The organism is Dyadobacter sp. CY356 (assembly GCF_021440195.1).
In the GTDB taxonomy this organism is placed as follows: domain Bacteria; phylum Bacteroidota; class Bacteroidia; order Cytophagales; family Spirosomataceae; genus Dyadobacter.
The window spans coordinates 163447-188739 of record NZ_JAJTSZ010000004.1 but is presented as its reverse complement, the minus strand read 5'-3'; the positions used below and the strand labels follow the sequence as shown (position 1 = coordinate 188739).

Below are 25293 nucleotides of genomic sequence, written 5' to 3'. Positions count from 1 at the left end.
ATTATTAAATGAAACGACTTTTCTTTCTGACAATAATTGGGTTTTGTCTATCTGGCATACCTGGTTTTTCTCAATCTCCGATACTGAAATTCCGACGCTTAACGACAAATCAAGGACTTTCGCAAAGCCATATCAGCACAATCCTGAAAGATAAAAGAGGATTTATGTGGTTTGGAAGTGAAGACGGGCTTAACAAATTTGACGGATTTAAATTCACCCATTACAAACATGATTCCAACAATAAAAACAGCATAACGGATAGCTATATACAGGATTTGCTGGAAGACAAAGCCGGGAATTTATGGGTTGCCACATCTGCCGGTCTTGACCGTTATGACCGGGAGAAAAATATTTTTATTCACTACAAAAACGGAGAAGCTAACTACGATATCAATGATATTTTTCAGGATAGCAAAGGCAGAATCTGGCTTGGAACGAGTCAGGGATTGTTCTTATTTAATGCTACAACCGGCACTTTTAAAACCTGGCATCTGGGCGATCAAAAATTAAGAAGCCGCAGGGGTGTTTTTGTAACGCAGGTTATTGAAGATCATGATGGAAGTTTATGGTTAGGAACAGAACACGGCCTTTTTCGTTTCAATCCTGAAAACGGCACTTCCAAAGGCTATTTTAAGGATTCAGTACCCAAAACGGGTCTGGTTTCTGACTGGATCAGGGCGCTTTGCAAAGATTCAAAAGGAGCCATCTGGGTAGGTACACATGCCGGCGGTTTGTCGCTATACGATGAGCATAGCGACAGTTTCAGGACATTTCTGCACGACAAATCAAAAAACAGTATTGCTCACAATGATATTCTTTCGCTTATGGAGGCGAATGACGGGAAAATGTGGATTGGTACTGAAAATGGCGGAATAAGTGTGTATGATGTTTTCAAGAATAAATTCGTCACCTATGAAAACGATCCGGCTGATTATACAACGCTTGGTAATAATTCGGTCTATTGCATCTATCGTGATAATACCGAAAATATCTGGATCGGTACTTATGCCGGCGGCGTCAATTTTATATCAAAATATGAAGATAAATTTTTTAGTTACAGACAGATCGTAACAAATAATAATAGTCTGAGCAATAACAACGTACTATCCATATGTGTAGACAGCAGCGGGAATAAAATCTGGCTCGGGACGGATGGTGGTGGCCTGGATTTACTGGATCGGAATACCAACACCTTCACACATTTTAAGCATACCAATAGTAAAAATTCTATAAGTACAGATTATGTAAAATCTGTTATTCAGGTTTCAAAAGACGTTCTTGGGTTAGGTCATCACAATGGTGGCTTTGATTTGTTTAATACTAAAACAGGCATTTTTACTCATCATATCCCGATTCCCGGCAATCCCAACAGTCTTTCAAGTCTGGACGTAAATAATTTATTGCGGGACGCGGATGGAAATCTCTGGATTGGGATGTGGAAAGGCGGACTTGATTTTTACGAGGTTGCAAGTAAGAAATTCACTCATTACCAGAATGATCCTGATGATAAAACATCATTGAGCGGAGACATTGTCACAACTGTTTTCCAGGATAGAAAAGGTGGGATCTGGGTTGGTACACACATGGGGCTGAATTATCTGGATGCAGACCGGAAACATTTTAAAAGATATCAGAACAAAACAGACGATTCCACCAGCTTATCAAACAATAAAGTCCAGACAATTTTTGAAGTCGCAAACGGTGATCTGTGGATCGGAACCAGAGGAGGTGGTTTAAATTATTTCGATAGGAAAAAACAAACATTCAAGTCCTATACCGAGAAGGACGGACTGGCAAGTAATGTGGTATTCGCTATTTTGAAAGACCGGAAAGATAATCTGTGGCTGAGTACCAATAAGGGAATCTCATGTTTAAGTCTGCAAAATAAAAAATTCCGAAATTATGACATTTCAGATGGCCTTCAGGGAAATGAGTTCCGGTTTAATTCCCGTTTCCAGACTTCTGACGGACAAATGTTTTTTGGTGGTGTAAATGGTTTCAGTAGTTTTTATCCGGAACAACTAAGGGACAATAGGTTTGTTCCTCCTGTTTACATTACAGATTTGCTGATTTTCAATAAAGAGGTAATTCCTGGTGACGGCAATAAAATACTTCCGAGGCATATCAGTGAAACCAGGGAGATTACACTCTCGCACAAACAATCTGTTTTTACGCTCGAATTTGCCGCGCTAAATTATACACTTGCCCGAAAAAATCAATATGCCTACAAACTGGAAGGGTTTGATGCGGATTGGAATAATGTAGGTACAAAACGGACGGCCACGTATACCAATCTAGACCCGGGAACTTATGTTTTCAGGGTTAGAGCGTCAAATAATGATGGCATCTGGAACAATATTGGAACCGCTTTGAAAATTATCGTAGAACCACCATTCTGGCTTACCTGGTGGTTTAAGGCTATAAGTATTTTACTTTTCATAGGTCTGGCAATCGCTTTTTACAAAATCAGGACTTACCGGATATTACAAAGGCAGAAGACCCTTGAACGCCAGATCAAAGAGCGTACGATCCAGCTTGAACATTCTATTTTAGAAGAGAAAAAAGCGGTGCAAAAGGCTGAGCTTGCCAACCGGGCCAAAAGTTCTTTTTTGGCTACTATGAGCCATGAAATCAGAACGCCGATGAATGGCGTAATAGGCCTGGCTTCCTTATTAGCCGAAACTCCTTTAAACGAAGAGCAGCAAAATTTCACAAAATCGATACAAGACTGCGGAGAAAATCTGCTTACGGTGATTAACGATATTCTCGATTTTTCTAAGATTGAGTCGGGTAATATGGAGTTGGAAGAAGGCGATTTCAGTCTCCGTACCTGCATTGAAGAGGTTATGGATTTATTTGCACCTAAAGCTGCTGAAACACATCTTGATCTGATTTACCAGATTGACCCCGACGTTCCTTCCCAAATAATCGGTGATAGTCTGAGGCTTCGTCAGATATTGATAAATCTGGTAAACAACGCGATAAAATTTACGAAGGAAGGCGAAATATTTCTAAGGGTAAAACTGATGAATGTCTTTGACGATGATTCTATGGAACTGGGATTTGATGTCAAAGACACAGGAATCGGTATTGCAGAGGATAAAATGGACCGGCTTTTCAAATCTTTTTCACAAGTTGATTCCTCCACCACCCGTCGTTATGGAGGCACCGGACTTGGGCTTGTGATCTGTGAAAAACTGGTTGCTTTGATGGGCGGTACCATTTCTGTTAAAAGTGTGATTGGCAAGGGAAGTACTTTTCATTTTTCGATCAAAACGAAAAGAAGTACAATGTCAATGCAAAATTATATCACTTACAACATGGACGAGCTCGAAAATAGTAAGATCCTGATTGTGGATGATAATGAAACAAATTGGGGAATTTTGAAGGGGCAATTGGAAGACTGGAAACTGATTCCTTATGTGGCAAGTTCGGGCAGTCAGGCATTGAATATATTGGCACAAAATATAAATTTCAGTCTGGTAATAACAGATATGGAAATGCCTTTGATGGATGGAATACAGCTCGCTTCGCTGATCCGTGAAAGATATCCGCTTTTGCCTGTTATGCTTTTAAGCTCAAAAGGGAATGAAATACAAAAGCATAATCCGGGTCTTTTTTGTTCAATTTTGACGAAACCGGTAAAGCAACACGTACTATCCCGAAATATTTTTACTGAATTGAACAGGTCAAAAAGGTCTGGTAATAATCAAATTGATGAACCGGATGTTCCAAAGAAAAAGTTAAAATCTGATTTTTCAGTTAAATATCCACTGAATATTCTTGTCGCCGAGGATAACCGGATCAATCAGATTGTGATACTGAATATTCTTAACAAGCTGGGTTACAAGCCTGATCTGGCAGCGGATGGATTTGAAGCCTTGAAAATGACGACACTAAAAAAATATGATGTCATCCTGATGGATATACAAATGCCGCTTATGGATGGTCTGGAAGCAACTCAGCTGATTAAAAAACGATATCCGGCTCAACCTTTTATTATCGCAATGACTGCAAATGCTTTGCCGGAAGATAAAGAGATGTGTCTTCGGGCAGGTATGGATGACTACATCAGCAAACCTGTAAATCTGGATGACTTAATGCAGATGCTCGAAAAATGGGCGGCCCATTTGCAGTCTACGTTAGCTTTGTAATGATTTTTTGCATGAGAAACGACCGCTGAATGTATTAAGAGTCGGGATTTAAAATTCTGGTACGATTATTTATCAAATATCGGTAACACGGATTTTATTAAAAAATCATTTTACCTACAAACCTATTATGAAAAAGATAATGATTGTTATGGCCTTAGTTGCCGCTTCAACTATGGCATATGCTCAGGATTCGACCAAAACCAAACTTGGAAGAGCTGCTGATAAAACTAAAACAGAAGTTAAAAAAGATGCCAAAGCCGTTGGTAAAGGTGTTAAAAAAGGTGCTGATGCCGTAGGTGAAACAGCTGAAAAAGGCTACGATGCGACAAAAAAAGGTGTTAAAAAAGGCGCCGATGCTGTTGGCGAAACAGCTGAAAAAGGTTACGACGCTACCAAAAAAGGTGTGAAAAAAGCTGAAAAGAAAATCAAAGACGACAAATAAGTCGATAATATCAACAAAAAGGCCTGCCTTAAAAGCAGGCTTTTTTGTTGATATTACTTTTCGAAACTTACTGATAGTGATTCCAAAAGCCTGATTATAGATCACTGCAATAGCGCAACACTTTTTTCAAATCCTCTTCTTTGCTAAAATCAATATTTTGATCGTCAAGATATTTTTCGACAGCATTTTTGTTCTTCCAGAATATTTTAACAAGGTTGGTTTTAGTGGCCTTGCTAAACCGATTGTTGACATCCATAAAAAAATAGGAAGTGTTCAGTTTTAATAATATAGTATTGTCGGGGGGCAGTATTGTTGTTCTGCCGGTGATGTCGGTAAAAGTGGATGCATTATATATGGAGCCTATTTCATTATTATTTTCGTAAGCACCTTTTTTTTCAATCCCATCTTTCTGATACCTGACTTTTTTTGTCAGTTTTATCACACCGTAATCCTCAACTATTTCAACAAAACCATTTTCAGGGAAGGGATAAAAACGTTGATTACCGATTTCCGCATAGCGAAGCTGGTTATTATCGGCTAATGCCAGCGTATCTCCCTGTGTATTTATAAAAATGACTTCTCCCAAAAGATAGCAGTAATTTAACCTGCTTAAAGCAAATTTTCCGTTGTTGTAATGTAAGCGGCCTGACTGGAAATCCTGATATTTAAACCTGTCTTTCGACGAAACATGTTTCGTAGCATCCTGTCCGTTTTTTACGCGTAAAATTTTATGCGGCTGACCATAAATTAAAGAATCCGGAAAAAGGAATAAAGCTATCAATAGACCAGCTTTAAGTAGTATGTTAAAAGAATTCATGGAAATTTGTTAGGGATAATTTTATAAAGAACTGCAAAATTCCAACAGTCTGATCAAATCCGGTTGCTTCGAAAAATCGATGTTTTCTGCTTTAATAAAATCGTTAATTTCTTTATTATTATCTCGAAATAATTTAAGCAGACTTGCCTTGGATGGGATATAAAAACGCTGATTTTTATCAAGAAAAAAGTTTTCCGATTTCCTTTTGAAGACGATTTTATCAGTAGGTTTCATCCATTGATATCCATTTTGATTACTGAAATTTTTATAATTGGAAATGGCAGAAGTAGCGGAATAGTGATTAAAAGCGGATTCTTTTTCATTGTCCAGCACCGCCAGCACTGTTCTCTCGACAAGCCTCAGTTTGTCATAATTTTTAATTTCCCTGACATGCCCCTGTTTAGGCATAGAATAGAAAATTGTTGAGCCAACAGCAATACTGTCCATAAAATCTTTGTCAGTCAACAAAAGCGTATCTCTTTTTGGATCAATAAACGTTAATTCTCCATAAAACAGATTGTAATTAAGCCGGGCATTGACAACACGGCCATTTCGGAAATATACTTTTCCCGGCAAAAATTGCTCAAAAAGAAACTGTTCCTGGTAAGGTATGCTTTTGGAGATATCAGTTCCGTTTTTTGTCCTGTATATTTTTGGCGTATCCTGAGCAAAAATATTTGCAGTGCAAAGCAGGAAAAATATTGCTGGTAAACAGTTCTTCATTGCTAATTTTCGGAAAGGAAATTTTATATAATTAACAAAAATTCGTCGATAATTGCAATAATTTTAGACGTAAATAATATTTGATTGTATTAAAGTAAGTACCTAGTTCAAGATTAGACATCTCTTCTAATTTCCGATACTAATCAGAAATTGTCAATTATGGAAAACTTATATTTCCTGGCCATTACAACGCCAGCGGAGGTTGGTAAAAGAATTATTGAAATTCAATATGATATAGCATCCCGTTTTGATAGCCGCAAATCCCTTAAAGTCATTCCGCATATTACGCTAAAAGCGCCTTTCCAACTTCCTGTCACCGCACATCAATTTGTATTGAATTGGTTTGAAAATTTGACGATCAGTGTGGCCCGGTTTAGTTTAGAACTGAAAGATTTTGGCGCATTTCATAACAAGAACAAACCTGTAATCTTTATAAAACCCGAACCCAATATTTCCCTGATGAAACTACAAAAGGAGGTGTTATTTAATTTTAAAAGTGCCTTTCCCGAAGTGTCTATAATGAACCTCGAAATTGATTTCCATCCACATCTCACTGTTGCCTATCGGGATCTGACACTGGATTCATTTCAAAAAGCATGGCCGGAGTTTCAGGAAAAGAAATTCTCCGAAACATTTGATGTTTACAGTTTCCACCTGTTTAAACACGATGGGGTAAAGTGGAATATTATCCGTTCATTTTTGCTGTAAAGAAATCTAAAATTGTCGTAAAATTTCTATCTAATTATTATGGGGTTAAAAGCGGATTATTTGTAGATTTTTTAGGTCAAAATGAGATAACTTATTGTAAGCCAGCATTTTTATTTTCTTTGTAAAATATTTATCTTCTGTTGTATCCGAAGAATTTGATATTGATCTAGTGAAAATGGCATTCAGAGCAGCCGGAAAACCAGTTTCGTGATGACGACGTGATTGATCATTAAATTTTGAGCAGAATAACCTTTAAAAAAATGGCCTTCGGGAATGTCTTTTGTATAACTTCTTTATAATGAAGAATGTAATTAATCAGACAAACTTAAAGCCAATAAAATGAAAACGATAAAAATAGCAATTGCAGCAATACTGTCATTCGGCTCGGCCGTGAGTTACGCCCAAAATCCATCCTCGCAAGCAATACCTATGCAGGATTCGTCCAGAATGGATCAGGGTAAAAAGTTAAATTCATCCCCAACGCCAATGCCAAAAACCGGCAGTCCTTCGGATGATACACTGATCAGAAATCAGAGATCTTCCGGCACGAATATGGATTCAACCAAAATGGGCAACAAAAAAATGAATGGAATGAAAAAAGGCAGAAGAAAAGGTGGATCCGGAGAAATGGACACAACGTCATCCGGAAGAAGAAACAACTAGAATTTATTTATAATACTCTTTTAAAAATGACCTCCCGGACAATTCCCGGGAGGTCATTTTTATGATCAGTTTCTCTCACCAAGATATGCTTTCTTTTTTAAAATCCGCATAGCCAGTGAACCGAGTTTTATTTTTTTGTTTAACAAGGAAAACAGATTGTTTCCAACTTTAAGCGCATTGATGTTTTCTCCATTATAGCTTTGTTGTACTTTTTCTCCCGTTCTCATATTTACCAGTTCATCTCTCAGATACAGCTCCTTAGTGACCATGTTGGAAAGCATTGGCGTGTAATAATAACAGTCCTTAAAGAAATAATGCGTTACCTGCGACCAGCGTGTTGAACCATGCTTGATAACAGGTGAACCACCGTGAATAATATTGGATGACCAGATTAGTAAATCGCCTTTTTTTGCCAGAAATTTTTTCTTCTCAAACTTCTGCGCCTCTACAATTTTTTCGATGAAATCCTCATACTGGATATAGTCTTTATATGATGGCGTCTGCGAGTCGGTGCGGATGTATGAAAAGTCATATTCCAGTAATTTTTGAGAACCCGGATAGTAAAAAACGGGTCCGTTTTCTTCCGTAATATCTTCCAGCGCTACCCATACACCGCACATATATTTGGACGGAAGTGAGCTGAAATGAATAGTATCCGAATGGGCCCTTTGCTGAGAACCGAATTTAAAGTTCAACGTCTGAAACGGTATAGGTTCACGACCGTAAAATATTTCAAGAATTTCAAGCAGGGCAGGATAACATGCCAATTCTTTTGAAGCCTCCGAAACCTGCCACAAATCCTGGATTCTTCGTTCGTCACGCTGGGTTTTGATCGGAAAGTCCGGATTAAAACCTTTGTTTTCTGCGTCCTCCTTCGTTTTGTCGATTAGTGAATGAGGCAATAATCCGGGAATTACTACAAAACCGTTTTTCTGATAATCCTGTACATAACTCAACTGCTGTTCAGTCAGCTTTTTGGTTTTTAAAATCTCTTCGAAAAAAGGTGATTCGATCCAGGGTAAATTTGCAGTAGGCATATATGAGGTTTTACTAAATGATCAGAATTTTTACTATCGGTAAAGGTATCAATAACACTAAAATTATGACTCCGTCTCGGTCGCATTAGTTGGAATGAGACTGTACAAAAGTGAAATGCATGGTGGAATCGATTAAACAACCATTCCAACGAATTGCAAAACAGTAATTTGCAAGTGTTGAATATTATAAAGCACTTCATGCGTATTTTATTGCTTCACACACCAAAGTTTTAAAGTATTCTTTTAAAGTGTTTGGTAATCAATTTGTTACCAGGTGGTATGGTTATTACAGAGGGCCGCGAAACTAAATAAACAATTATACTTCATCAACATTAAATTTATGAAACGAAAATCCGGCAATCTCATTAGTCTCAGTAGAAGCCTTTGTTATTTTGTTTTGGCAGGCATATTTTTTAGTATGAATTCCTGTGCTGATCACAATACCGAGCCCATTATCACTTTAAAACCAAAAACGGAGAAGCCGTCCTGGGCTCCCGGGATCAAAGATGAAATGTGGGCGGTAATAGAAAAATTACTAAGCTACGGAGACAAACCGTTACCCTTGGAAACACCCGAAGAGGCACGGAGAAATCACACAGTGAAAGATGCAGTGATGGATCTTTTAAAGGAAAATAATGTGTCATTACCTTCGCCTATGGTCGATACCGTTGGAAAGGAAATTGCAGTTTCCGAAGGCACAATTCATGCCAGAGTATACACACCTAAAACTGGTACAAAGCCATTTCCGGTCATTGTTTATTTTCACGGCGGAGGCTGGGTTATTGCCACTATTGATGTATATGATGCTTCTGCTCAGGCACTTGCGGAAAAGTCCGGGGCTATTGTAATTTCCGTCGAGTATAGGAAGGGGCCTGAGTTCAAATTTCCTACCGCACATAACGATGCTTATACCTCTTATTTATGGGCTATTGACAATGCAGCATCTTTTAACGGGGATCCTGGAAAAATTGCAGTGGCAGGTGAAAGTGCAGGTGGAAATTTGGCTGCAAATGTGAGTATCATGGCCAGAGACAGTGGGAAACAAATGCCTGTACATCAGCTTCTGATTTATCCGGTGGCAGGATCGGACATGACAACGCCTTCATACATAAAATTCGCTGATGCCAAGCCACTTGACAAGCCTTCAATCGTCTGGTTTCTTGACCATTTTCTGAATGATGTCCCGAAAGAATCAAAGGATCCTCGCATTGATCTTGTACATGCAAATCTTGCAGGTCTTCCGTCAACGACTATTATTTCCGCAGAAATTGACCCATTGGAATCGGAGGGCGGGATACTGCAAACCAAACTTTCGGATGCTGGTGTTGCTGTAACGCGCAGATTATATGTGGGAACAACGCATGAATTTTTTGGAACCGCAATATTGGTTCCGGATGCAAAAGATGCGCAGGATTATGCAGCTTCGGAGTTGAAGAAGGCTTTTGGTAAGTAAGCATAATAAGCATTTCACTTCGACATTTACAGAAAAACCGCTCTCAGAGATGAGGCGGTTTTTTGTTTTGACCAGGTTAGAGTATTAATAAAGATTTGATCACTTTATTAGACCGTAAACTAATTTTGCCGGATGTAACTCCTACAATCAGGGAAAGCTATACCTGGCTAGACAATGATTTGGTATTAAAAAAACTTAATATTCTTAACATGAAAAATTTACCTGTTCCGGCTCTTTTTAGATTGATTTTGATAATCATTTTCACCGTAACATACTTCGAAACAAACGCACAGAAATCACAAGTTACTACCAACATCTTTGGCCGGGAAAATCTCATAGCCTGGTGTATCGTGCCTTATGATTCTAAAAATCGCGGGCCTTTGGAGCGGGCAGATATGCTGAATCAGTTAGGAATTAACAAACTCGCATACGATTGGCGGGAAAAGCATATTCCCACTTTTGATGCCGAAATTGAGGCATTGAAGTCGCATGATATTACGTTACAAGCCTTTTGGTTTCATTCAGGGCCAAATCCTGAAAATGACAAAAATCTGGTAACCATTTTGGAAGCACTAAAACGAAATAATGTAAAAACTCAAATCTGGCTGATGATGACCGGCATCAAGGAACCGGATGGAATGACACAGGAAGAAAAGGTAAAAGCGCACGCCAGACCAATCGCTTATATTGCCGGTAAAGCAGCTGAAATTGGTTGTTCCATCGGACTTTACAATCACGGAGGCTGGTATGGAGAACCGGAAAACCAGATAGAAATTATCCATTATTTAAAGAAACCCAACGTTGGCATTGTATACAATTTTCACCATGCAGAAGAACAAATTGATCGGTTTCCCAAATTCTTTCCGCAAATGCTCCCGTATTTAATGGCGGTAAATTTGTCGGGATTGAAAAACGGGAATCCGGTGAAAGTGGTTCCGATTGGGCAGGGAGATGCAGAAACCGAAATGATACGGATTGTAAAAAATAGTAAATACCGGGGCCCGATTGGCATAATAAATGAAGAAACCGCGCCGGATGCGGAGGTTGGGCTTACGATGAATATCGACGGTCTGAAAAAAATATTGAAAGAAATCAATGATTCGGCGGCGTTAAAAACCTACAATTAAAAGCGCACGCCACGATCAAGCAAATCCTGAACTGCTGCTTTGTCATAAATAAAAGGCGTGAGGTTTGTCAGCAATATATAAATGCTGACAAAAACCTCCTGTTAAAAAGATTTTGTAATTCCTTGATTTATACAAGTTTTGACAATCTCTCAGTCCGCTTTTGCCATCTCACTGAGGGTTCCATCAGGTTCATTTGGCTATCCCAGGACAAGAATGATTTTCATTTACTTATCGGATTCTCCTGCTGTCATTTAAATCAAACCTGTACTTTTTCAACCAATACACAAACTTCGGTTACCCATTTTTCAGGATCAGGCTCTTCTCCAGGGTCAGATATGTAAAATTCAACCCGGCATCCCACAAGTCGGCCATCGTCCGGCACGCTGCGCTCTTTGTAGCCATTTTGCTTGATCCATTCTTCGAGCAACATATGCGCCTGGCGCAGGTTTTTATAGTCTCCGGTAAAAGTCAGCGCGGCATATTCTCCCTCCGGAAAAACACTCGAAATTATTCTATTGTCCCCAGCCACTTTTGCCTTTGTAGGTACGCCCACATCTACAACCAGATTACTATTTTCATCCATCGACAGATAACGGAAAAACGCTGCACCGTTTTGTTCTATTTTCTGTTTTGCCATCCAGACGAACACCTCGGATATTAGCGGCGGCAAAACCGTTGGAATTTCAGCCATACTAACTTTTTGCCTGATCGCAACATAAGGTTCTGCTTCAAGAAATTCTTTTTTTGGTTCTGTTGTCATAATAATCTCATTTAAAATCAGGACTGACTTAACGACTTTTCAAAAGCTAAATTACCAGGTTCTTTTAATTTGTGCACGGGTAATACATGACAATTAAAGGGGGAATCTGCGACATGTTTTTTTACCTGATGAGGCTGGTTTTTGGTGTTTAGTGATTTATCTTTTTAATATCCTGAGGCATTTTATTTTCATGTCAAAAAGTGCAATATTGTGTTTATGTACATTGAAAAATGCAAGGAAATATGTTTGATAATCTCGTCCGGCACATACAAAAATTTGTTGCTCTAAATGCGGAGGAACAAATTATATTGAAGTCATATGTGAAAATAGAAAGTGTTAAGAAGAAGCAATTTCTGTTAGAGGAAGGACAGGTATGTCACGCCAACTGGTTTATTGTTAAAGGTTGTCTCAGGAGTTATACGCTTAAAGAAAACGGAAACAAGCAGATGGTCCAGTTTGCAATTGAAAATTGGTGGCTCACGGATTATTTCAGTTTTGAAAATAAAAAACCATCGCAGCTTTTTATTCAGACCGTTGAGGATTGTGAATTGATCAGTATTGACGACAGGACCGCGGAGGAGTTATTCGTCCGGCTTCCGCAGCTGGAACGTTACTTCCGGCTTATCCTTCAAAAATCATTTGCAGCTTCACTAATGCGCTTGCAGTATATGTTCAACCTGTCACCGGAAGAACGTTTTCACCATTTCAACGACAATTTTCCCGCTTTCATTCAGCGCGTTCCACAATATATGCTGGCTTCTTACCTTGGTTTTACACCCGAATTTTTAAGTAAAATCAGAGCAAAAATTGCGGACTCCTGATTTTCTTAACCGTGATTAAGTTTTTTAAGATTGTGAAGCCGGAAATTTGTAGCATCATAAATCAAAAAATAATCATGGAAAAGAGAATCACAATCCCTGTTACAGAACCTGCCGGTTATAAAGCAATACTGGGTCTGGAAAAATATATCGAAAGTACCGGCCTGACCCGGATTCATAAAAATCTTATCAAAATCCGTGCTTCTCAGATCAATGGCTGTGCATATTGTATTGACATGCATACAAAAGAAGCGCGCGCAGCCGGAGAAACGGAACAGCGTATTTACGCATTAAACGCGTGGCGTGAAACGCCGTTTTTTACGGAAGAAGAGCGTGCCGTTCTGGCTATTTCAGAGGAAGTTACATTGATCCAAAATCACGTTTCGGATCAGACTTACAACAATGCTATAACCCTTCTGGGCGATCAGTATGTGGCTCAGGTCATTTTAGCTGCAATTACTATAAATGCCTGGAACAGAATTGGCATCGCGACTAATTTAATGCCTGCTTTGGATTAATCAGGTTTTTTGTTCTGTCAGGTTTTTTGGGTGAATATAGTTTTAATATCCGTCCGACGGCAGAAAAAGCCGTCGGACGGAGGTTGCCCGTCGGATGGCTTTTTGCCATCCGACGGGTTTTTAAAACTTTGAGTTTTCTGCGTAATGTTGATTCGTTTTTGATTTATTTAGAGATAGTTTGATATGAAAATCCGGCAAATTTTCAATGCACAATCCCCACTCTCAAAGCTTTTAAACCAGCGATTCCCTGTAAATCCTCAACATCAAGTTTCTCAATTGTTTTTTCAAGAATATATTCGGCCTGAAGAATTCTTAAATACTCCAGGTATTCTTTTTCTTCTGTCTCGTTGAGATAAACAATGGTGATAAATCCGGTTTTGGTAATCCGTTCCGTGGTTCCCTGAATGTAGGCTTTATCAATCCTTTTTTTTACGATCTCATAACGGGCGTTATAACTTCCATCAATATCAAACCGCTTTTCATCCATACGAAAACGGATATCAATCGTGGCGTGATACACCAGAATGAGCGTGGTGACTTCCAGCGCATAGGGGAGCTGTGGTTTTAACTCATGATGAGCCGCTTCCATTTTACATAAAGTCCGAAGCTGCCATAATCTTAATTGATACAGTTTTAGTAAATCAAATTCCAGTTTTGGCGCTATGGACGAACCGATGTATAAATTATGTTCAATGCCATCCGTTTTGAACCTTTCATAATAATGCGGGAAAATGGCCTGTGCCTTGATCTGGCTTTTATCGAGAACGCTCGCTACTTTTTCATTTATTAATTGAATAGTCGTTTCATATTTTTTACGATACCGGTGAAATTCCCCGGTGTTTTTGTCGGTTTCAACAAAATATCCCTGAATATCTTTAAGAAGATCCGGATCCTTGATTTTTCTCAGATGTTCATGAACGGTATTGTCCAGATACTGGCTTATATAATGCTCTGTCCCGGCTTTTAAAGGTTGGTATATATCAATCAAATACTGACTTATCTGACTTTCCTCTTTTTCCAGCGCGTTCTGGGTTTCCTTATTAATTTCTTCTAAAATCGGCAACAGACATTTAAGCTGTTTTTTCAGATCTTTCTGAACACTTTCGTTCCTCGCCTCCGATGAACCCTTGATGTCAATTTGCCCATACAAGGGGTGGACCGTTGGAAACACAATTTCCTTCAACGAATATTCTTCCCCAATCTGATGCGCCAGAATCAAACGCTGCGCCTCGGCGTAAAATTTCCAGTAGACACTTTTGTGAATGGTGGTATATTGATTCTGGATCACAGCCTGGATCTGATTTTCAAATTCACCTACAATTCTTTCGATCGTATCAATCAGAAAAGGCATGACAATTTCCAGCAGATTGGCATTGATACTGTTCAGAACTTTTGGCCTTGGCGAAACCAGTTCCAGAATACCGTACATATGCTTATTTTTTATCAGCGGAGCTAGAATAAAGCTGCAGATATTCTTTCCGGTAAAGTTATCAGCCAGGTAACTGTCAGGGTTGTCCGTTTGATATTCAATCGTATTGTTGATAGAAAAACTTGTATTCAGTTCAATCAGGTTATAATACGATTTGGCACAAAACAATTTACCGGCTGATTCGCTTTTCCCATCCTGTAAAATATAACTTGGTAGCTGCTGTCCAAATCTGTCAAGACTCAACAAGTCTTCTTCTTTGTCATAAGACGTAAAGCCGACCCTGATATCAGGAACTCTGTAAATGGAGCGAAAGATAGATTCAATGCTATTTTTGAAACCGAAAGAATGATAGCTAAGCAATTTTTCTTTAAGAATCGATACAACATTTTCTACGGTTGAATCGAATAATGTTATGATGGAAAAACCTTTTAGCACAAATGTTCCCGGTGGAATTTTGCGTTTCCACAAATCCAGGTCTTCATAATTATTGACCAGATTATCCACTTCATCCTGGGTTAAAGTCGGCGATTTGTCCGTGGTCACAATTTCCAGAAAATCCGCATTATACATAATCCGGTAATATTTGGTGATACCGCTGGCCGTAGGAATTTCAAAAAAAAGCGGTTGGCTGAAATCCAGAGCAGTTCCATAAAACTGGTTAAGTATCAGACAACAGCTGAAAATATAAAATTGCTGCTGGTTAAAATCTCTGATATTCAGGTTCAGTTCAGTTCCTGCGCCTTTAATTATATTTTTAAACCTTTCAGAGTGATTAAAAAGAACAGAAGAATATGGAAATGTAACGGCTTTGATCTCATTATAGGTAAGCACTTCCGGGAAATAATCAGCCAGCAGACGTTTGATCAAACCTTCATTTTTCTCAATCTGGGCAATATCCGTTAACCCATTTCTAAGCTCAGGAAAGGGCAGGGCATCATGAAGTAGTTTGGAAGCGCTGGCCGCATTTTCATTCTCAGGATCGGCAGCGATTTTTTCCAGATTTTCAAAAATTTGGTAAAAAGAAAGTTGAACCTCAAAAGGGCTGATAAATGACGAAAGCAAATCCATATTTGTATTTTTTCTTACAGCTATAAAAGTAGTGATTTAGGAGATAGGACGGAATTTGATTTGTTGATTCTCTTATTTCAAAGCGAGATTCTATGTAAATTTTAGGGGAAATTTTGTGTATTAAATTCTCATAAAATGTGGCTAATGCTATGCAACTGATAAAAAGGCGTCCGGGAATAGTTTTTTATCCCCTGTGCGTCAATTGTAATTCCCTCCAGTCAAAAAAAATCCGGGCAATAATACCTGCTCATAAAATGTCTTTCATTTTTATCAACAAACTCGATATTAAATAAAAATATGAAAAATGAAATAGCAGTATTGGAGCAAAAACATGAAACTGCGGCCTGGATGCCGGGCGTCACCGACGTCAATCTTAGGATCAATGGTGAAGCGTATGAACTAAAATTGCAGCCATGGGTAAGTCTGCTGGATGCATTGAGAGAATATGCAGATCTGACAGGAACCAAAAAGGGATGTGATCACGGGCAGTGCGGCGCATGTACTGTCTTGTGCAATGGTGACCGGATTCTGAGCTGCCTCACACTGGCGGTGATGCAGGAAGGATCGGAAATAACGACCATAGAAGGGATTGCAAAAGATGGCGAATTACATCCATTGCAAAAAGCGTTTATCGAACATGACGCATTTCAGTGCGGATATTGTACACCCGGTCAGATTTGCAGTGCCATTGGTATGCTAAACGAAAACAAAGCCAGTTCAAGAGCCGATGTGAAGGAACTGATGAGTGGCAACCTTTGTCGCTGCGGCGCAAATACCAATATTATCGACGCGATCATGGAAGTTAAGGAAGGAGGGAACCATGAATAATTTCAGCTATACCCGGGCTCAGAATGTCATTGAGGCGGTTCAGAAAGTAAGTGCTGATGCGGATACAAAATTTGTTGCAGGCGGTACCAATCTGATTGATTTGTGGAAATACAATCTTACACATTTCGGTGCATTGGTTGATGTGAATGCAATTGAAGGATATCATTTGATTGAAGAGAAAAGTGACGGAGGCGTCCGTTTGGGTGCTTTTGCTAAGAATGCGGAAACGGCATATCATCCCATCATAGAAAACAGATATCCGTTATTGTCCAGAGCGATTCTGGCTGGTGCTTCCGCGCAAATCCGCAATATGGCAACCAACGGTGGTAACCTTCTGCAAAGAACCCGCTGTTATTATTTTTATGATTCAACCGTTCCCTGCAACAAACGGGAACCTGGAAGCGGCTGTTCAGCGATTAAAGGATATAACCGTATCATGGCCATTTTTGGTACGAGTGAAAACTGCATTGCGGTTTTCCCATCAGACATGTGTATTGCCCTGGCAGCCCTTGATGCGGTTGTAAATGTAAGCGGCCCGGGAGGCGAGCGCAGTTTACCTTTTGCCGATTTTCATCGATTGCCGGGTGATACACCCCATTTGGACAATAATCTGAATCCTGATGAAATAATTACCAGCATCGATCTTCCTGAAAAAGGATTTTCTAAAAATTACTCTTATCTCAAACTGCGGGACCGAAATTCGTATGCTTTTGCACTGGTTTCTGTGGCAACTGCTTTTGAGCTGGATGGTGATGTAATTAAAGATGCCAGAATTGCCCTGGGCGGTGTTGCCCACAAACCCTGGCGTGTAAAGCAGGCAGAGGAATTTTTGAGGGATAACATGGCTTCCCGCGAAAACTTTGAAACAGCTGCGGAGATTATCATAAAAGACGCAGTTGCCTATGAATACAACAGCTTTAAAGTGGAATTGACCAAAAGAGCAATTGTTCGAAATTGTATTATGGCGCTTAATCCTGAAACGCAATTGCCGGGAGCGCAGCCATCAGCCTAAACTAACCAGGAAATTTATGTCAAACAGACCATCGATAGGGCAACCAATCAGCCGGTTGGAAGGCCCGATGAAAGTAACCGGTTCGGCAAAATATTCGGGAGAATATAATATGCCCGGTTTGCTGCACGGATATGTTGTGAACAGTACCATCGTGAGAGGTGAAATCACAAGCATTAATACGGCAGAGGCCAGAGCATTACCTGGTGTCATCGAAATTTTTACGCATGAAAACCGTCCTTCACTGGCCTGGTTTAATATGCAATATTCCGATATGGATGCGCCGCCGGGTTCGCCATTTCGTCCTTTGTACGACAAAGAAATAAAATATTATGGTCAGCCGATTGCCCTGGTAGTGGCAGAGACTTTTGAATTGGCCAGATATGCAGCTTCGATAGTTTCGGTGACTTATGAGGAGGAGACCTTTTCAACAGATATTCATACCAATCTTGATAAGGCAAGAGCACCGAAGGCTGGGATTGCAATGGCTTTGAAACCACCACCACCCAAGCCGAAGGGCGATTTTGATGCTGCTTATAATAGTTCAGCTGCGCAGGCATCCGGTGAATTTTTTCATGGAACGGAGCATCATAATCCATTGGAATTATTCACCACCACAACAGTATATGAAGGAGATGGCAAGCTGACAATTTATGATAAAACGCAGGGAACTGTCAATTGCCAGTTGTATGTAGGAAATGTTTTTGGTCTGCATTTTAAGGATGTAAGAGTAATTTCGCCATATGTGGGTGGTGCATTTGGTGCAGGTTTACGCCCTCAATATCAATTATTTATGTCAGTAATGGCAGCTTTGGAATTGAAAAGAAATGTAAGGGTAACGTTGGACCGAAGCCAGATGTTTTCGTTTGGATATCGTCCTCCGACAATTCAGAAGACACGTTTTGGTGCAGATTCGGATGGACATGTGACTGCATTAAATCATGAAGCATTCGGGCAGACTTCTCATTTTGAGGATTATACGGAGGTTGTGGTAAACTGGGCAAATATGCTTTATCCTGCTCAGAATACGCTTTTTAAATATGACATGGTTCCATTGGATGTTTTCAGTCCTTTGGATATGCGCGCGCCCGGCGGAAGTACGGGAATCCATGCTATTGAAAGTACAATGGACGATTTGGCCTACAAACTGAAAATTGATCCGCTTCAACTGCGCCTGATCAATTACAGTGTTGATGACGTAAGCATGGATCGTCCTTATTCGAGTAAAGAGTTACGACAATGTTATTTGCAGGGTGCTGAAAAATTTGGGTGGGATAACCGTAACCCTGAACCGCGCAGTATGCGAAAAGGGAATAAACTCGTTGGTTACGGTATGGCAACCGGAATCTGGGAGTCGATGACGATTCCTGCACGGGCAGAAGCTATTATTACAAAAGAAGGAAAACTGTTGGTAAGTAGTGCAGTCACGGATATTGGAACCGGAACATTAACGGTCATGACACAGATTGCCGCTGATGAACTTGGGCTGACCATGGATGACGTAACGTTTTCATATGGTGATAGTAAAATGCCTTTTGCACCTATTCAGGGCGGATCATTTACGGTTTCAACGGTCGGTTCGGCGATAAAAGCGGCGGGTAAAGCTTTAAAGAAGAAATTGCTTAAAAAGGCAGCCGGGATGTCTCATTCGCCTTTCAAAAATATTGAAGTTGAGGATGTTATCTTTGAAAATGGAAATATTGTTTCAAAACAAGATCCATCTGTTTTTATTTCTTTCGTGGATATTGTCGCCGGTAATAAAGGAAAGGAAATCAAGACGATCAATTTCTCAGTTCCCAATGTCCTAAAACTCAAAAAATATTCCCGTGCTGCACACAGTGCTGCTTTTGTGGAAGTGGAGGTTGATGAAGAATTGGGAATCGTTAATGTGACAAGAGCGGTTACTGCCGTTGCTGCGGGAAAAATAATCAATCCAAAAACAGCCAGAAGCCAGATTTTAGGTGGAATGGTCTGGGGTATAAGTAAGGCGCTCCGGGAAGAAACGATTACCGACCATAATTTTGGAAAGTATATGAACACAAATCTGGGTGAATATCATATTCCGGTACACGCGGATATTCATGAACTGGACGTGATTTTCGTTGATGAAAAAGATGAGATCGTCAATGAACTTGGTAGTAAAGGCGTCGGAGAAATTGGCCTGTGTGCTATGCCTCCCGCAATTGCCAACGCTATTTTCCATGCAACCGGAAAAAGAATCAATCAGTTTCCAATCCATTTTGATTCGTTGCTTTAATTGATGTTAGTTTAGATTTGCCTGATAATGTATTTCAACAAAACAGCCGGCCTGATCGCCGGCTGTTTTTGTTTTGGTCAAAAATGATCATCATAACAGGCAAATAAGATGCGGACAATATTATAAATAGAAGAAAGAATATAATGACAGTCGGGAACGTAACCGTATATTGAAACTTCATTTGGTTAAGAATACATTATGTGTTAAACTCGTCCCGCCATTTATGATAAAGGCAAAATAATGATCTGTAAAAAATAACATACGAAATATTATATTTTAACTTCGTTTTCAATTTCCGGATCAATTTAAGCCCGAATTTTTAAGCTCAAAACACCTATAATTTAATTTAGTAATTCGCCAAAATTCCTAAAACACTTAATTATTTCAAATGAATCGCAGAGACGCAATTAAAGATTTATCCATGATTCCGCTGGCCGCAGGTATGGCGCTTCCAAAGACTTCTGCTTCTGAAAAAGCAGTTAGTCAGGCCCAGGTTGCAGCCAGTAAAGAAATCTATCAGGCCATTGGTGTTGAACCAATTATCAACTGCCGCGGAACATTCACCATCATTGGCGGTTCCATCGAAAGGCCTGAAGTAAGAACCGCAATGGACGCAGCAGCCCAGGTCTTTGTACAATATGACGAACTGGCGTTCGGCGCAGGAAAACGCCTTGCCGAACTAACCGGTGCAGAATGGGGCATGGTATCTGCCGGATGTGCTGCTGGTATGAAACACGTTACAGTGGCCTGTGTCACAGGCGGTAATCCTGAAAAACTGATCCGTGTGCCGAATCTTGCGGGATTTGATAAAACGGAAGTTATCATTCCAAGATATTCCCGCAACGTGTATGATCACGCCCTGAGAAATGTCGGGGTAACTTTGGTCACAGTAGATTCTATCGAGGAATTGACCAATGCGATCAGTTCCCGCACCGCCCTGATTTATCTGATGGCTGGTGATGAATCCATGAAAGGCCCGATGTCTTTGGAAGCTATTTCAAAAATTGCCAAGCCGAAAAATGTTCCGGTGATGGTTGATGCAGCGGCCGAGGATTTGACGATTCCCAATGTTCATTTGAAAATGGGTGCTACGGTTGTCATTTACAGTGGTGGAAAAGCACTTTGCGGACCTCAGTGCGCCGGCCTGGTTTTAGGACAAAAAGATTTACTGATGTCTGCCTGGCAGGCAAGTGCACCGCATCACGGTCCGGGCCGTGATAATAAGGTCGGCCGCGAAGAAACCATGGGTATGATTGCAGCAGTGGAAGCCTGGACAAAACGTGATCATGCAGGTGAATGGAAAAGATGGCTTTCGTGGCTTGACAATATTTCTAAAACAGTAACCGCAATTGATGGCGTTAAAACAACGGTTATTGAACCAAAAGACGAGCTTTCTAACCGTACGCCACAGTTAAGGATTTCCTGGGATCCGGCCAAATTTAACATAACCGGGGAAGAAATTGCTGAATTATTTGGCAGAACAAAACCGCGGATTGCTCTGGGAGGCGGGAGCAAAGAAGGTTCTACTTTTATTTCAATTACAACAGGGCAAATGCAGCCGGGCGACGATAAAGTTGTGGCCGACCGCTTTGTTTCTGTAATATCTGAAAAGCGAGTGCCTCAAAAAACTGATATGAAACCTGCGACGGTTGCGCTGAAAGGCCACTGGGATCTTGAAGTTAAATTTTTCTCTTCGATCAGCAAACAATCGCTGATCATTGAGCAGGATGGAAACTGGCTTGAAGGTTCTCATAAAGGCGAATTTTCTGTGCGAGAATTGCAGGGGACAGTTGAAGGAAATGAGGTGAAAATGAGAAGTTCAGATCGTCAGATTGGGGATAATATCACTTTTTCGTTTTCTGGTACAGCCAAAGATGATGCCATGACGGGCTCTATTTATATGGGCGAATATATGACTGCCACTTTCACAGCCAAAAGACATAAATTCAAGGCCAAACGTGAAAAGATTTTCATTCCTTCCGGGCCACCTCTGGCAACTTAGTATCCAGGGATAACTATTTAGCAAATGAGATACTTCGGTATCTCATTTTTTTTGTAATAATTATTAAAAGTAAATGTAAAATTGGGGAATAAATAATTGATTATCAGAGTTTTTCGTTCCGGGCATGCGATTTGCACAACCTTATTTATCCTTGGTATGAAAATTTACCAGCGTGGGTTTTAAGCGTACAAAATCACTTAAAATGCTAAACAAATTTACAATATGGACGAGATAAGAGTGGTTAACATTTTCCAATTTACATCCCAGGAAAAAGAAAGTAATTCCGCTGTAAGAATGCGGGACAATGAGATCAAGGAGACTATCAGGCAGATGGAGAAACTGGCTTCTACCTACAACTTTTACCAGAAACCGGTAACAGTACATTTCTTTGGGGATACAAAATCAAATTTGCGTTTCAGGGTCGAATGCAATGATTCCGAGACAAGGATCCGCATTGAGAATGCACTAAAACTTTTTCAAAAAAACCATTAGGTACTTGCTTTACTCTCTCTTGATATTAAACGTTATTGGTGTGTAGCAATATCACCAAAATTTTACTTCAAAATAATAAAACAAGCTGTTAGTCAGCTTGTTTTATTATTGCATCTGTCAGACTTTTCCATTGAATGCGGGAAAAGGTGATGATGCCGCCAATTCCCACAACAGCATTCCTTAATTGATCCGGGAGTTGTTCACTGTCTTTATTTGTCTTGGTATTTCTGTCATAAACACCGGCAGTCACTTTTGTAGCTTCCCGGGTTATGGTGAATGTACTGGTAGAATCCTGAGAATAAAAATGAGCAATATCCGTATTCGTACTTAACGGATTTGACGCAGGCCTGACCCTGATGCCTATGCTGTCGATATCAGGCGTAGTGTAAGCGTCAATTTTTTCAACTTTTACCCAATCAAATCCATCGCCGGCATTTGAACCAGGACCAGGAATGTCAATTTTAAAATAAGTCCCTTCCTGTAATGTTGTTGTCTGATTGCCAGAGGAATCTGTTAACTGAAATTCGGCCAGCATTTTTCCGGTGATATCATGCCAGTTATTAACATCAAGCAACCGGCTTTTGGCAGTCTGAAAAAGAGCTTTTGCCTGTTCTTCGCTATTGACATCCACACTGCTTTCAACATTAATTTTACTTCCGTCTTCCTGTGCCGGTATAGTGCCTGAATAATTTTTTTCTTCCATTGCTGATATAATTTATGTGAAGTGTATTATCATTTTCTGCTTTTACTCCTGTATGTTATCCAGGGATATATTCCTAAAAGCGCTGGGTGATATATAAAATCGTGCCTATCCACCACCGTGATAAATTGACCCAATTTAGCTGTATCAAAATTTGAAGTTCATGAATTGAGGAAGATATTGGTATAATTTTTTAGTATCTGTTATCATAATCAACAAATTAAATATCATGAAACAATCACAAAGTTCCAACGGCGGGAATCAGAGCCAAAGCCAGAGTCAAGGTAAAGCGCATACGGAAAATAAGGATAACCTTGATAGCAGACATAAAGAAGAGGAAACCGTTAAAGGTGATAATCTGACAAATAACCAGAAGCAGCATTCCAGCTTAGGTAAAAAGAATGATTAGTAAATTGAAATTGTGCCTGGATTTTGTAACAGAAATCCAGGCTTTTTTATATCAGATTTAAAATATTGCGATATGACACAGTCGGATATACCTGAAAATGGAGCATCAGTTAAGTTTCTAAGAATTGATGAAGATGAATGGCGAGAGGGAGAATATGATGGTGAAAATCATTTGTTCATTGAAATATACGCTTTGGAGCCTGCTACCCACAATATGGAAGACATAAAGGAATGGAAATATATTCCTGAGATTGGGTAGAAAATATTGTATAAAACAAAAGCATTGTCTCATCTCCGGACAATGCTTTTGTTTTAAACGCAACGAATTTATTTGTTTTCAGCTGGTTTCTGCTGTTCAAATACCTGATGCGCCACTATACTATCCGGCGTGACAGTCCCCATGGCAACCTGCACTTTATTTTTAAATCCAGAGACCACCTTATCCTTGCCGGCCATTAACGCTTCATAACCATCTTTGGCCACATCGGCGGCGTCTGCCAAGGAGCTTTTATCCTGAACAGCCTTGCTATCCTCCATATCAGCTTTGTTGAAAAAGTCTGTATCTGTTGGGCCGGGCATCAATGCTGTAATCGTGATATCTGTATCTTTCAATTCCTCCCGGATTGCTTCACTGAAAGAAAGAACAAATGCTTTTGTGCCGTGATAAACCGCCTGCCATGGACCGGGAATTTTACTTGCGATCGAGGCCAGGTTAAGGATTTTCCCCGAGCCGCGTGTTGTCATATCCTGTAAAAAACACTTTGTAAGAATAACCAGCGACGAAATATTTAGGTTAATGATATCAATTTCCTGTTCAATATCTGTATCCTTAAAAAGTCCGTACACGCCCTGTCCTGCATCATTTACCAGCACATCAACCTGAATTCCTCTCTGTTTCACCTCCTCATATAAAGAAAAAGCTTCATCCCGGTTGAACAGATCTTTTGAAAAAGTAACCACTTCTATATGATTTTGTCGGAGCTCTGTGGCAGTCGATTCCAGATCGTTCTCATTACGTGCAACGATGATCAGGTTATATTGATCTGCCGCAAAAAGTTTGGCAAGTTCATACCCGATACCACTTGTGGCTCCTGTAATCAATGCATATTTTCCTGAATTGTTCATATCTGATGATTTGTTTGCTGATGAAAAATTTCAGGGTCCCTACAAAAAATATATGCCTCAATTTTTATGTGGAATTACTGACCGGAATGTCAGGTATCTTCTACGAAAGATTATGAAGGTGAATAGGTGGGAAGAAAATTGAAAATCTGCCAGACTGTATATTAAAATAAATTTAATTCAGGGATGCAGAGTATTCATCATGCGCCGACTGCATCTTTGAAACAGGCTGGGTTTTATAATTGGATACAGAGGAGAGCGGGTTAATGCTCATGGGTACTTTTTTATCATCCATGGCCACAACAATAGAAGCGGGGCGTAAAGCATATTTAGACAAACTGCCAGCCTGGTTTTCGGGAAGAGAATTCATCACAACAGAAAAGTGTCCAGTCTCCTCCATTTTTGCTTTGGCGGCTTGGTTTGGCATTTTGTAATTGTGTGTAGAAAAGCCAGGATCGGTTATTGTTTGCGCTTGTGTACCTGAAACAGCTGTTAGGAACAGGAACGAAAAGATTGCCGGGGTTAAGATATTTGACTTTGACATAATTAAAGATGGTTTAAGAATTTCTGCATTTAATAATTATACAAAATTACCTTTCACATCAATAGAAATGTCTATTGTTTTCAAATAAAAAATTATAAAATTCAAATAATTATTTTGAAATAAAATTTGTTTATAAATCCATCGTGATTCCTTTTTGATATTTTAAGATGGGGCATGACTGGCTAATATAAAATAGATTAATTATCATAAATAT

Annotated in this window: 23 protein-coding genes; 15 read left to right on the top strand and 8 right to left on the bottom strand. The window is 39.7% G+C overall.

The window, feature by feature from the left end; translation table 11 throughout:
• Nucleotides 1–8 precede the first annotated feature (8 nt).
• Both LXL81_RS15055 and LXL81_RS15050 read left to right on the top strand, forming a co-directional pair.
• Nucleotides 9–4154 carry a hybrid sensor histidine kinase/response regulator gene (locus LXL81_RS15055; RefSeq protein ID WP_234647625.1) on the top strand — a complete coding sequence of 1382 codons (4146 nt, stop codon included), beginning with the start codon at nucleotides 9–11 and terminating at the stop codon, nucleotides 4152–4154.
• Between the two features lie 127 nt (nucleotides 4155–4281).
• On the top strand, nucleotides 4282–4596 hold the full coding sequence (locus tag LXL81_RS15050) for a hypothetical protein (protein WP_234647624.1): 315 nt from the start codon (nucleotides 4282–4284) through the stop codon (nucleotides 4594–4596).
• Between the two features lie 94 nt (nucleotides 4597–4690).
• Here LXL81_RS15050 and LXL81_RS15045 read toward each other — a convergent pair whose 3' ends face one another.
• A complete protein-coding gene (locus tag LXL81_RS15045; protein WP_234647623.1) occupies nucleotides 4691–5413 on the bottom strand; it encodes a hypothetical protein in 723 nt (240 codons plus the stop codon).
• Nucleotides 5414–5434: 21 nt separating this feature from the next.
• A complete protein-coding gene (locus tag LXL81_RS15040) occupies nucleotides 5435–6136 on the bottom strand; it encodes a hypothetical protein (protein ID WP_234647622.1) in 702 nt (233 codons plus the stop codon).
• A gap of 159 nt (nucleotides 6137–6295) precedes the next feature.
• On the opposite strand from LXL81_RS15040, the gene LXL81_RS15035 reads away from it, so the two are divergent.
• Entirely contained in the window at nucleotides 6296–6844 is a 549-nt protein-coding gene (locus LXL81_RS15035) for a 2'-5' RNA ligase family protein (RefSeq protein WP_234647621.1), read from the top strand.
• A 339-nt stretch (nucleotides 6845–7183) separates the two neighbouring features.
• On the top strand, nucleotides 7184–7507 hold the full coding sequence (locus LXL81_RS15030; RefSeq protein ID WP_234647620.1) for a hypothetical protein: 324 nt from the start codon (nucleotides 7184–7186) through the stop codon (nucleotides 7505–7507).
• 65 nt (nucleotides 7508–7572) lie between these two features.
• Here the strand turns inward: LXL81_RS15030 and LXL81_RS15025 are convergent, their stop codons facing one another.
• Nucleotides 7573–8544, bottom strand: a complete 972-nt coding sequence (locus LXL81_RS15025; RefSeq protein ID WP_234647619.1) for a phytanoyl-CoA dioxygenase family protein — start codon at nucleotides 8542–8544, stop codon at nucleotides 7573–7575.
• Between the two features lie 340 nt (nucleotides 8545–8884).
• Here LXL81_RS15025 and LXL81_RS15020 point away from each other — a divergent pair, with 340 nt between their 5' ends.
• Nucleotides 8885–9997, top strand: coding sequence for an alpha/beta hydrolase (locus LXL81_RS15020; RefSeq protein ID WP_234647618.1), 1113 nt, complete (start codon nucleotides 8885–8887; stop codon nucleotides 9995–9997).
• Between the two features lie 209 nt (nucleotides 9998–10206).
• A complete protein-coding gene (locus LXL81_RS15015) occupies nucleotides 10207–11124 on the top strand; it encodes a sugar phosphate isomerase/epimerase (protein ID WP_234647617.1) in 918 nt (305 codons plus the stop codon).
• A gap of 256 nt (nucleotides 11125–11380) precedes the next feature.
• On the opposite strand, the gene LXL81_RS15010 is transcribed toward LXL81_RS15015, so the two are convergent.
• A complete protein-coding gene (locus LXL81_RS15010) occupies nucleotides 11381–11884 on the bottom strand; it encodes a GyrI-like domain-containing protein (RefSeq protein WP_234647616.1) in 504 nt (167 codons plus the stop codon).
• 242 nt (nucleotides 11885–12126) lie between these two features.
• On the opposite strand from LXL81_RS15010, the gene LXL81_RS15005 reads away from it, so the two are divergent.
• Both LXL81_RS15005 and LXL81_RS15000 read left to right on the top strand, forming a co-directional pair.
• Nucleotides 12127–12705, top strand: a complete 579-nt coding sequence (locus LXL81_RS15005) for a Crp/Fnr family transcriptional regulator (RefSeq protein ID WP_234647615.1) — start codon at nucleotides 12127–12129, stop codon at nucleotides 12703–12705.
• Nucleotides 12706–12779: 74 nt separating this feature from the next.
• Nucleotides 12780–13220 (top strand): carboxymuconolactone decarboxylase family protein, encoded by a 441-nt coding sequence (locus LXL81_RS15000; RefSeq protein WP_234647614.1) that lies wholly within the window; start codon nucleotides 12780–12782, stop codon nucleotides 13218–13220.
• 202 nt (nucleotides 13221–13422) lie between these two features.
• On the opposite strand, the gene LXL81_RS14995 is transcribed toward LXL81_RS15000, so the two are convergent.
• Entirely contained in the window at nucleotides 13423–15717 is a 2295-nt protein-coding gene (locus LXL81_RS14995; protein WP_234647613.1) for a hypothetical protein, read from the bottom strand.
• 348 nt (nucleotides 15718–16065) lie between these two features.
• Between LXL81_RS14995 and LXL81_RS14990 the strand changes: the two genes are divergently transcribed.
• The 5 genes from LXL81_RS14990 to LXL81_RS14970 all read left to right on the top strand — a co-directional run bounded on the left by LXL81_RS14990 (nucleotide 16066) and on the right by LXL81_RS14970 (nucleotide 22305).
• Complete coding sequence (locus LXL81_RS14990) at nucleotides 16066–16545, top strand: (2Fe-2S)-binding protein (protein WP_409013913.1); 480 nt, start codon at nucleotides 16066–16068, stop codon at nucleotides 16543–16545.
• The gene (locus LXL81_RS14985; protein ID WP_234647611.1) at nucleotides 16538–17557 is read left to right on the top strand and encodes a xanthine dehydrogenase family protein subunit M; all 1020 of its coding nucleotides are present in this window, start codon (nucleotides 16538–16540) and stop codon (nucleotides 17555–17557) included. Before LXL81_RS14990 ends, LXL81_RS14985 begins: the two co-directional genes overlap by 8 nt.
• Before the next feature lie 16 nt (nucleotides 17558–17573).
• Complete coding sequence (locus LXL81_RS14980) at nucleotides 17574–19811, top strand: xanthine dehydrogenase family protein molybdopterin-binding subunit (protein ID WP_234647610.1); 2238 nt, start codon at nucleotides 17574–17576, stop codon at nucleotides 19809–19811.
• 388 nt (nucleotides 19812–20199) lie between these two features.
• Entirely contained in the window at nucleotides 20200–21813 is a 1614-nt protein-coding gene (locus LXL81_RS14975; protein ID WP_234647609.1) for an aminotransferase class V-fold PLP-dependent enzyme, read from the top strand.
• Nucleotides 21814–22035: 222 nt separating this feature from the next.
• The gene (locus LXL81_RS14970) at nucleotides 22036–22305 is read left to right on the top strand and encodes a hypothetical protein (RefSeq protein ID WP_234647608.1); all 270 of its coding nucleotides are present in this window, start codon (nucleotides 22036–22038) and stop codon (nucleotides 22303–22305) included.
• A gap of 88 nt (nucleotides 22306–22393) precedes the next feature.
• On the opposite strand, the gene LXL81_RS14965 is transcribed toward LXL81_RS14970, so the two are convergent.
• Entirely contained in the window at nucleotides 22394–23008 is a 615-nt protein-coding gene (locus tag LXL81_RS14965; protein WP_234647607.1) for a hypothetical protein, read from the bottom strand.
• A 226-nt stretch (nucleotides 23009–23234) separates the two neighbouring features.
• Here LXL81_RS14965 and LXL81_RS14960 point away from each other — a divergent pair, with 226 nt between their 5' ends.
• The gene (locus LXL81_RS14960; RefSeq protein WP_234647606.1) at nucleotides 23235–23414 is read left to right on the top strand and encodes a hypothetical protein; all 180 of its coding nucleotides are present in this window, start codon (nucleotides 23235–23237) and stop codon (nucleotides 23412–23414) included.
• A 72-nt stretch (nucleotides 23415–23486) separates the two neighbouring features.
• A complete protein-coding gene (locus LXL81_RS14955) occupies nucleotides 23487–23672 on the top strand; it encodes a hypothetical protein (RefSeq protein ID WP_234647605.1) in 186 nt (61 codons plus the stop codon).
• A 68-nt stretch (nucleotides 23673–23740) separates the two neighbouring features.
• On the opposite strand, the gene LXL81_RS14950 is transcribed toward LXL81_RS14955, so the two are convergent.
• Both LXL81_RS14950 and LXL81_RS14945 read right to left on the bottom strand, forming a co-directional pair.
• Nucleotides 23741–24538 (bottom strand): SDR family oxidoreductase, encoded by a 798-nt coding sequence (locus tag LXL81_RS14950; RefSeq protein WP_234647604.1) that lies wholly within the window; start codon nucleotides 24536–24538, stop codon nucleotides 23741–23743.
• 172 nt (nucleotides 24539–24710) lie between these two features.
• The gene (locus LXL81_RS14945) at nucleotides 24711–25079 is read right to left on the bottom strand and encodes a hypothetical protein (RefSeq protein ID WP_234647603.1); all 369 of its coding nucleotides are present in this window, start codon (nucleotides 25077–25079) and stop codon (nucleotides 24711–24713) included.
• Nucleotides 25080–25293 lie beyond the last annotated feature (214 nt).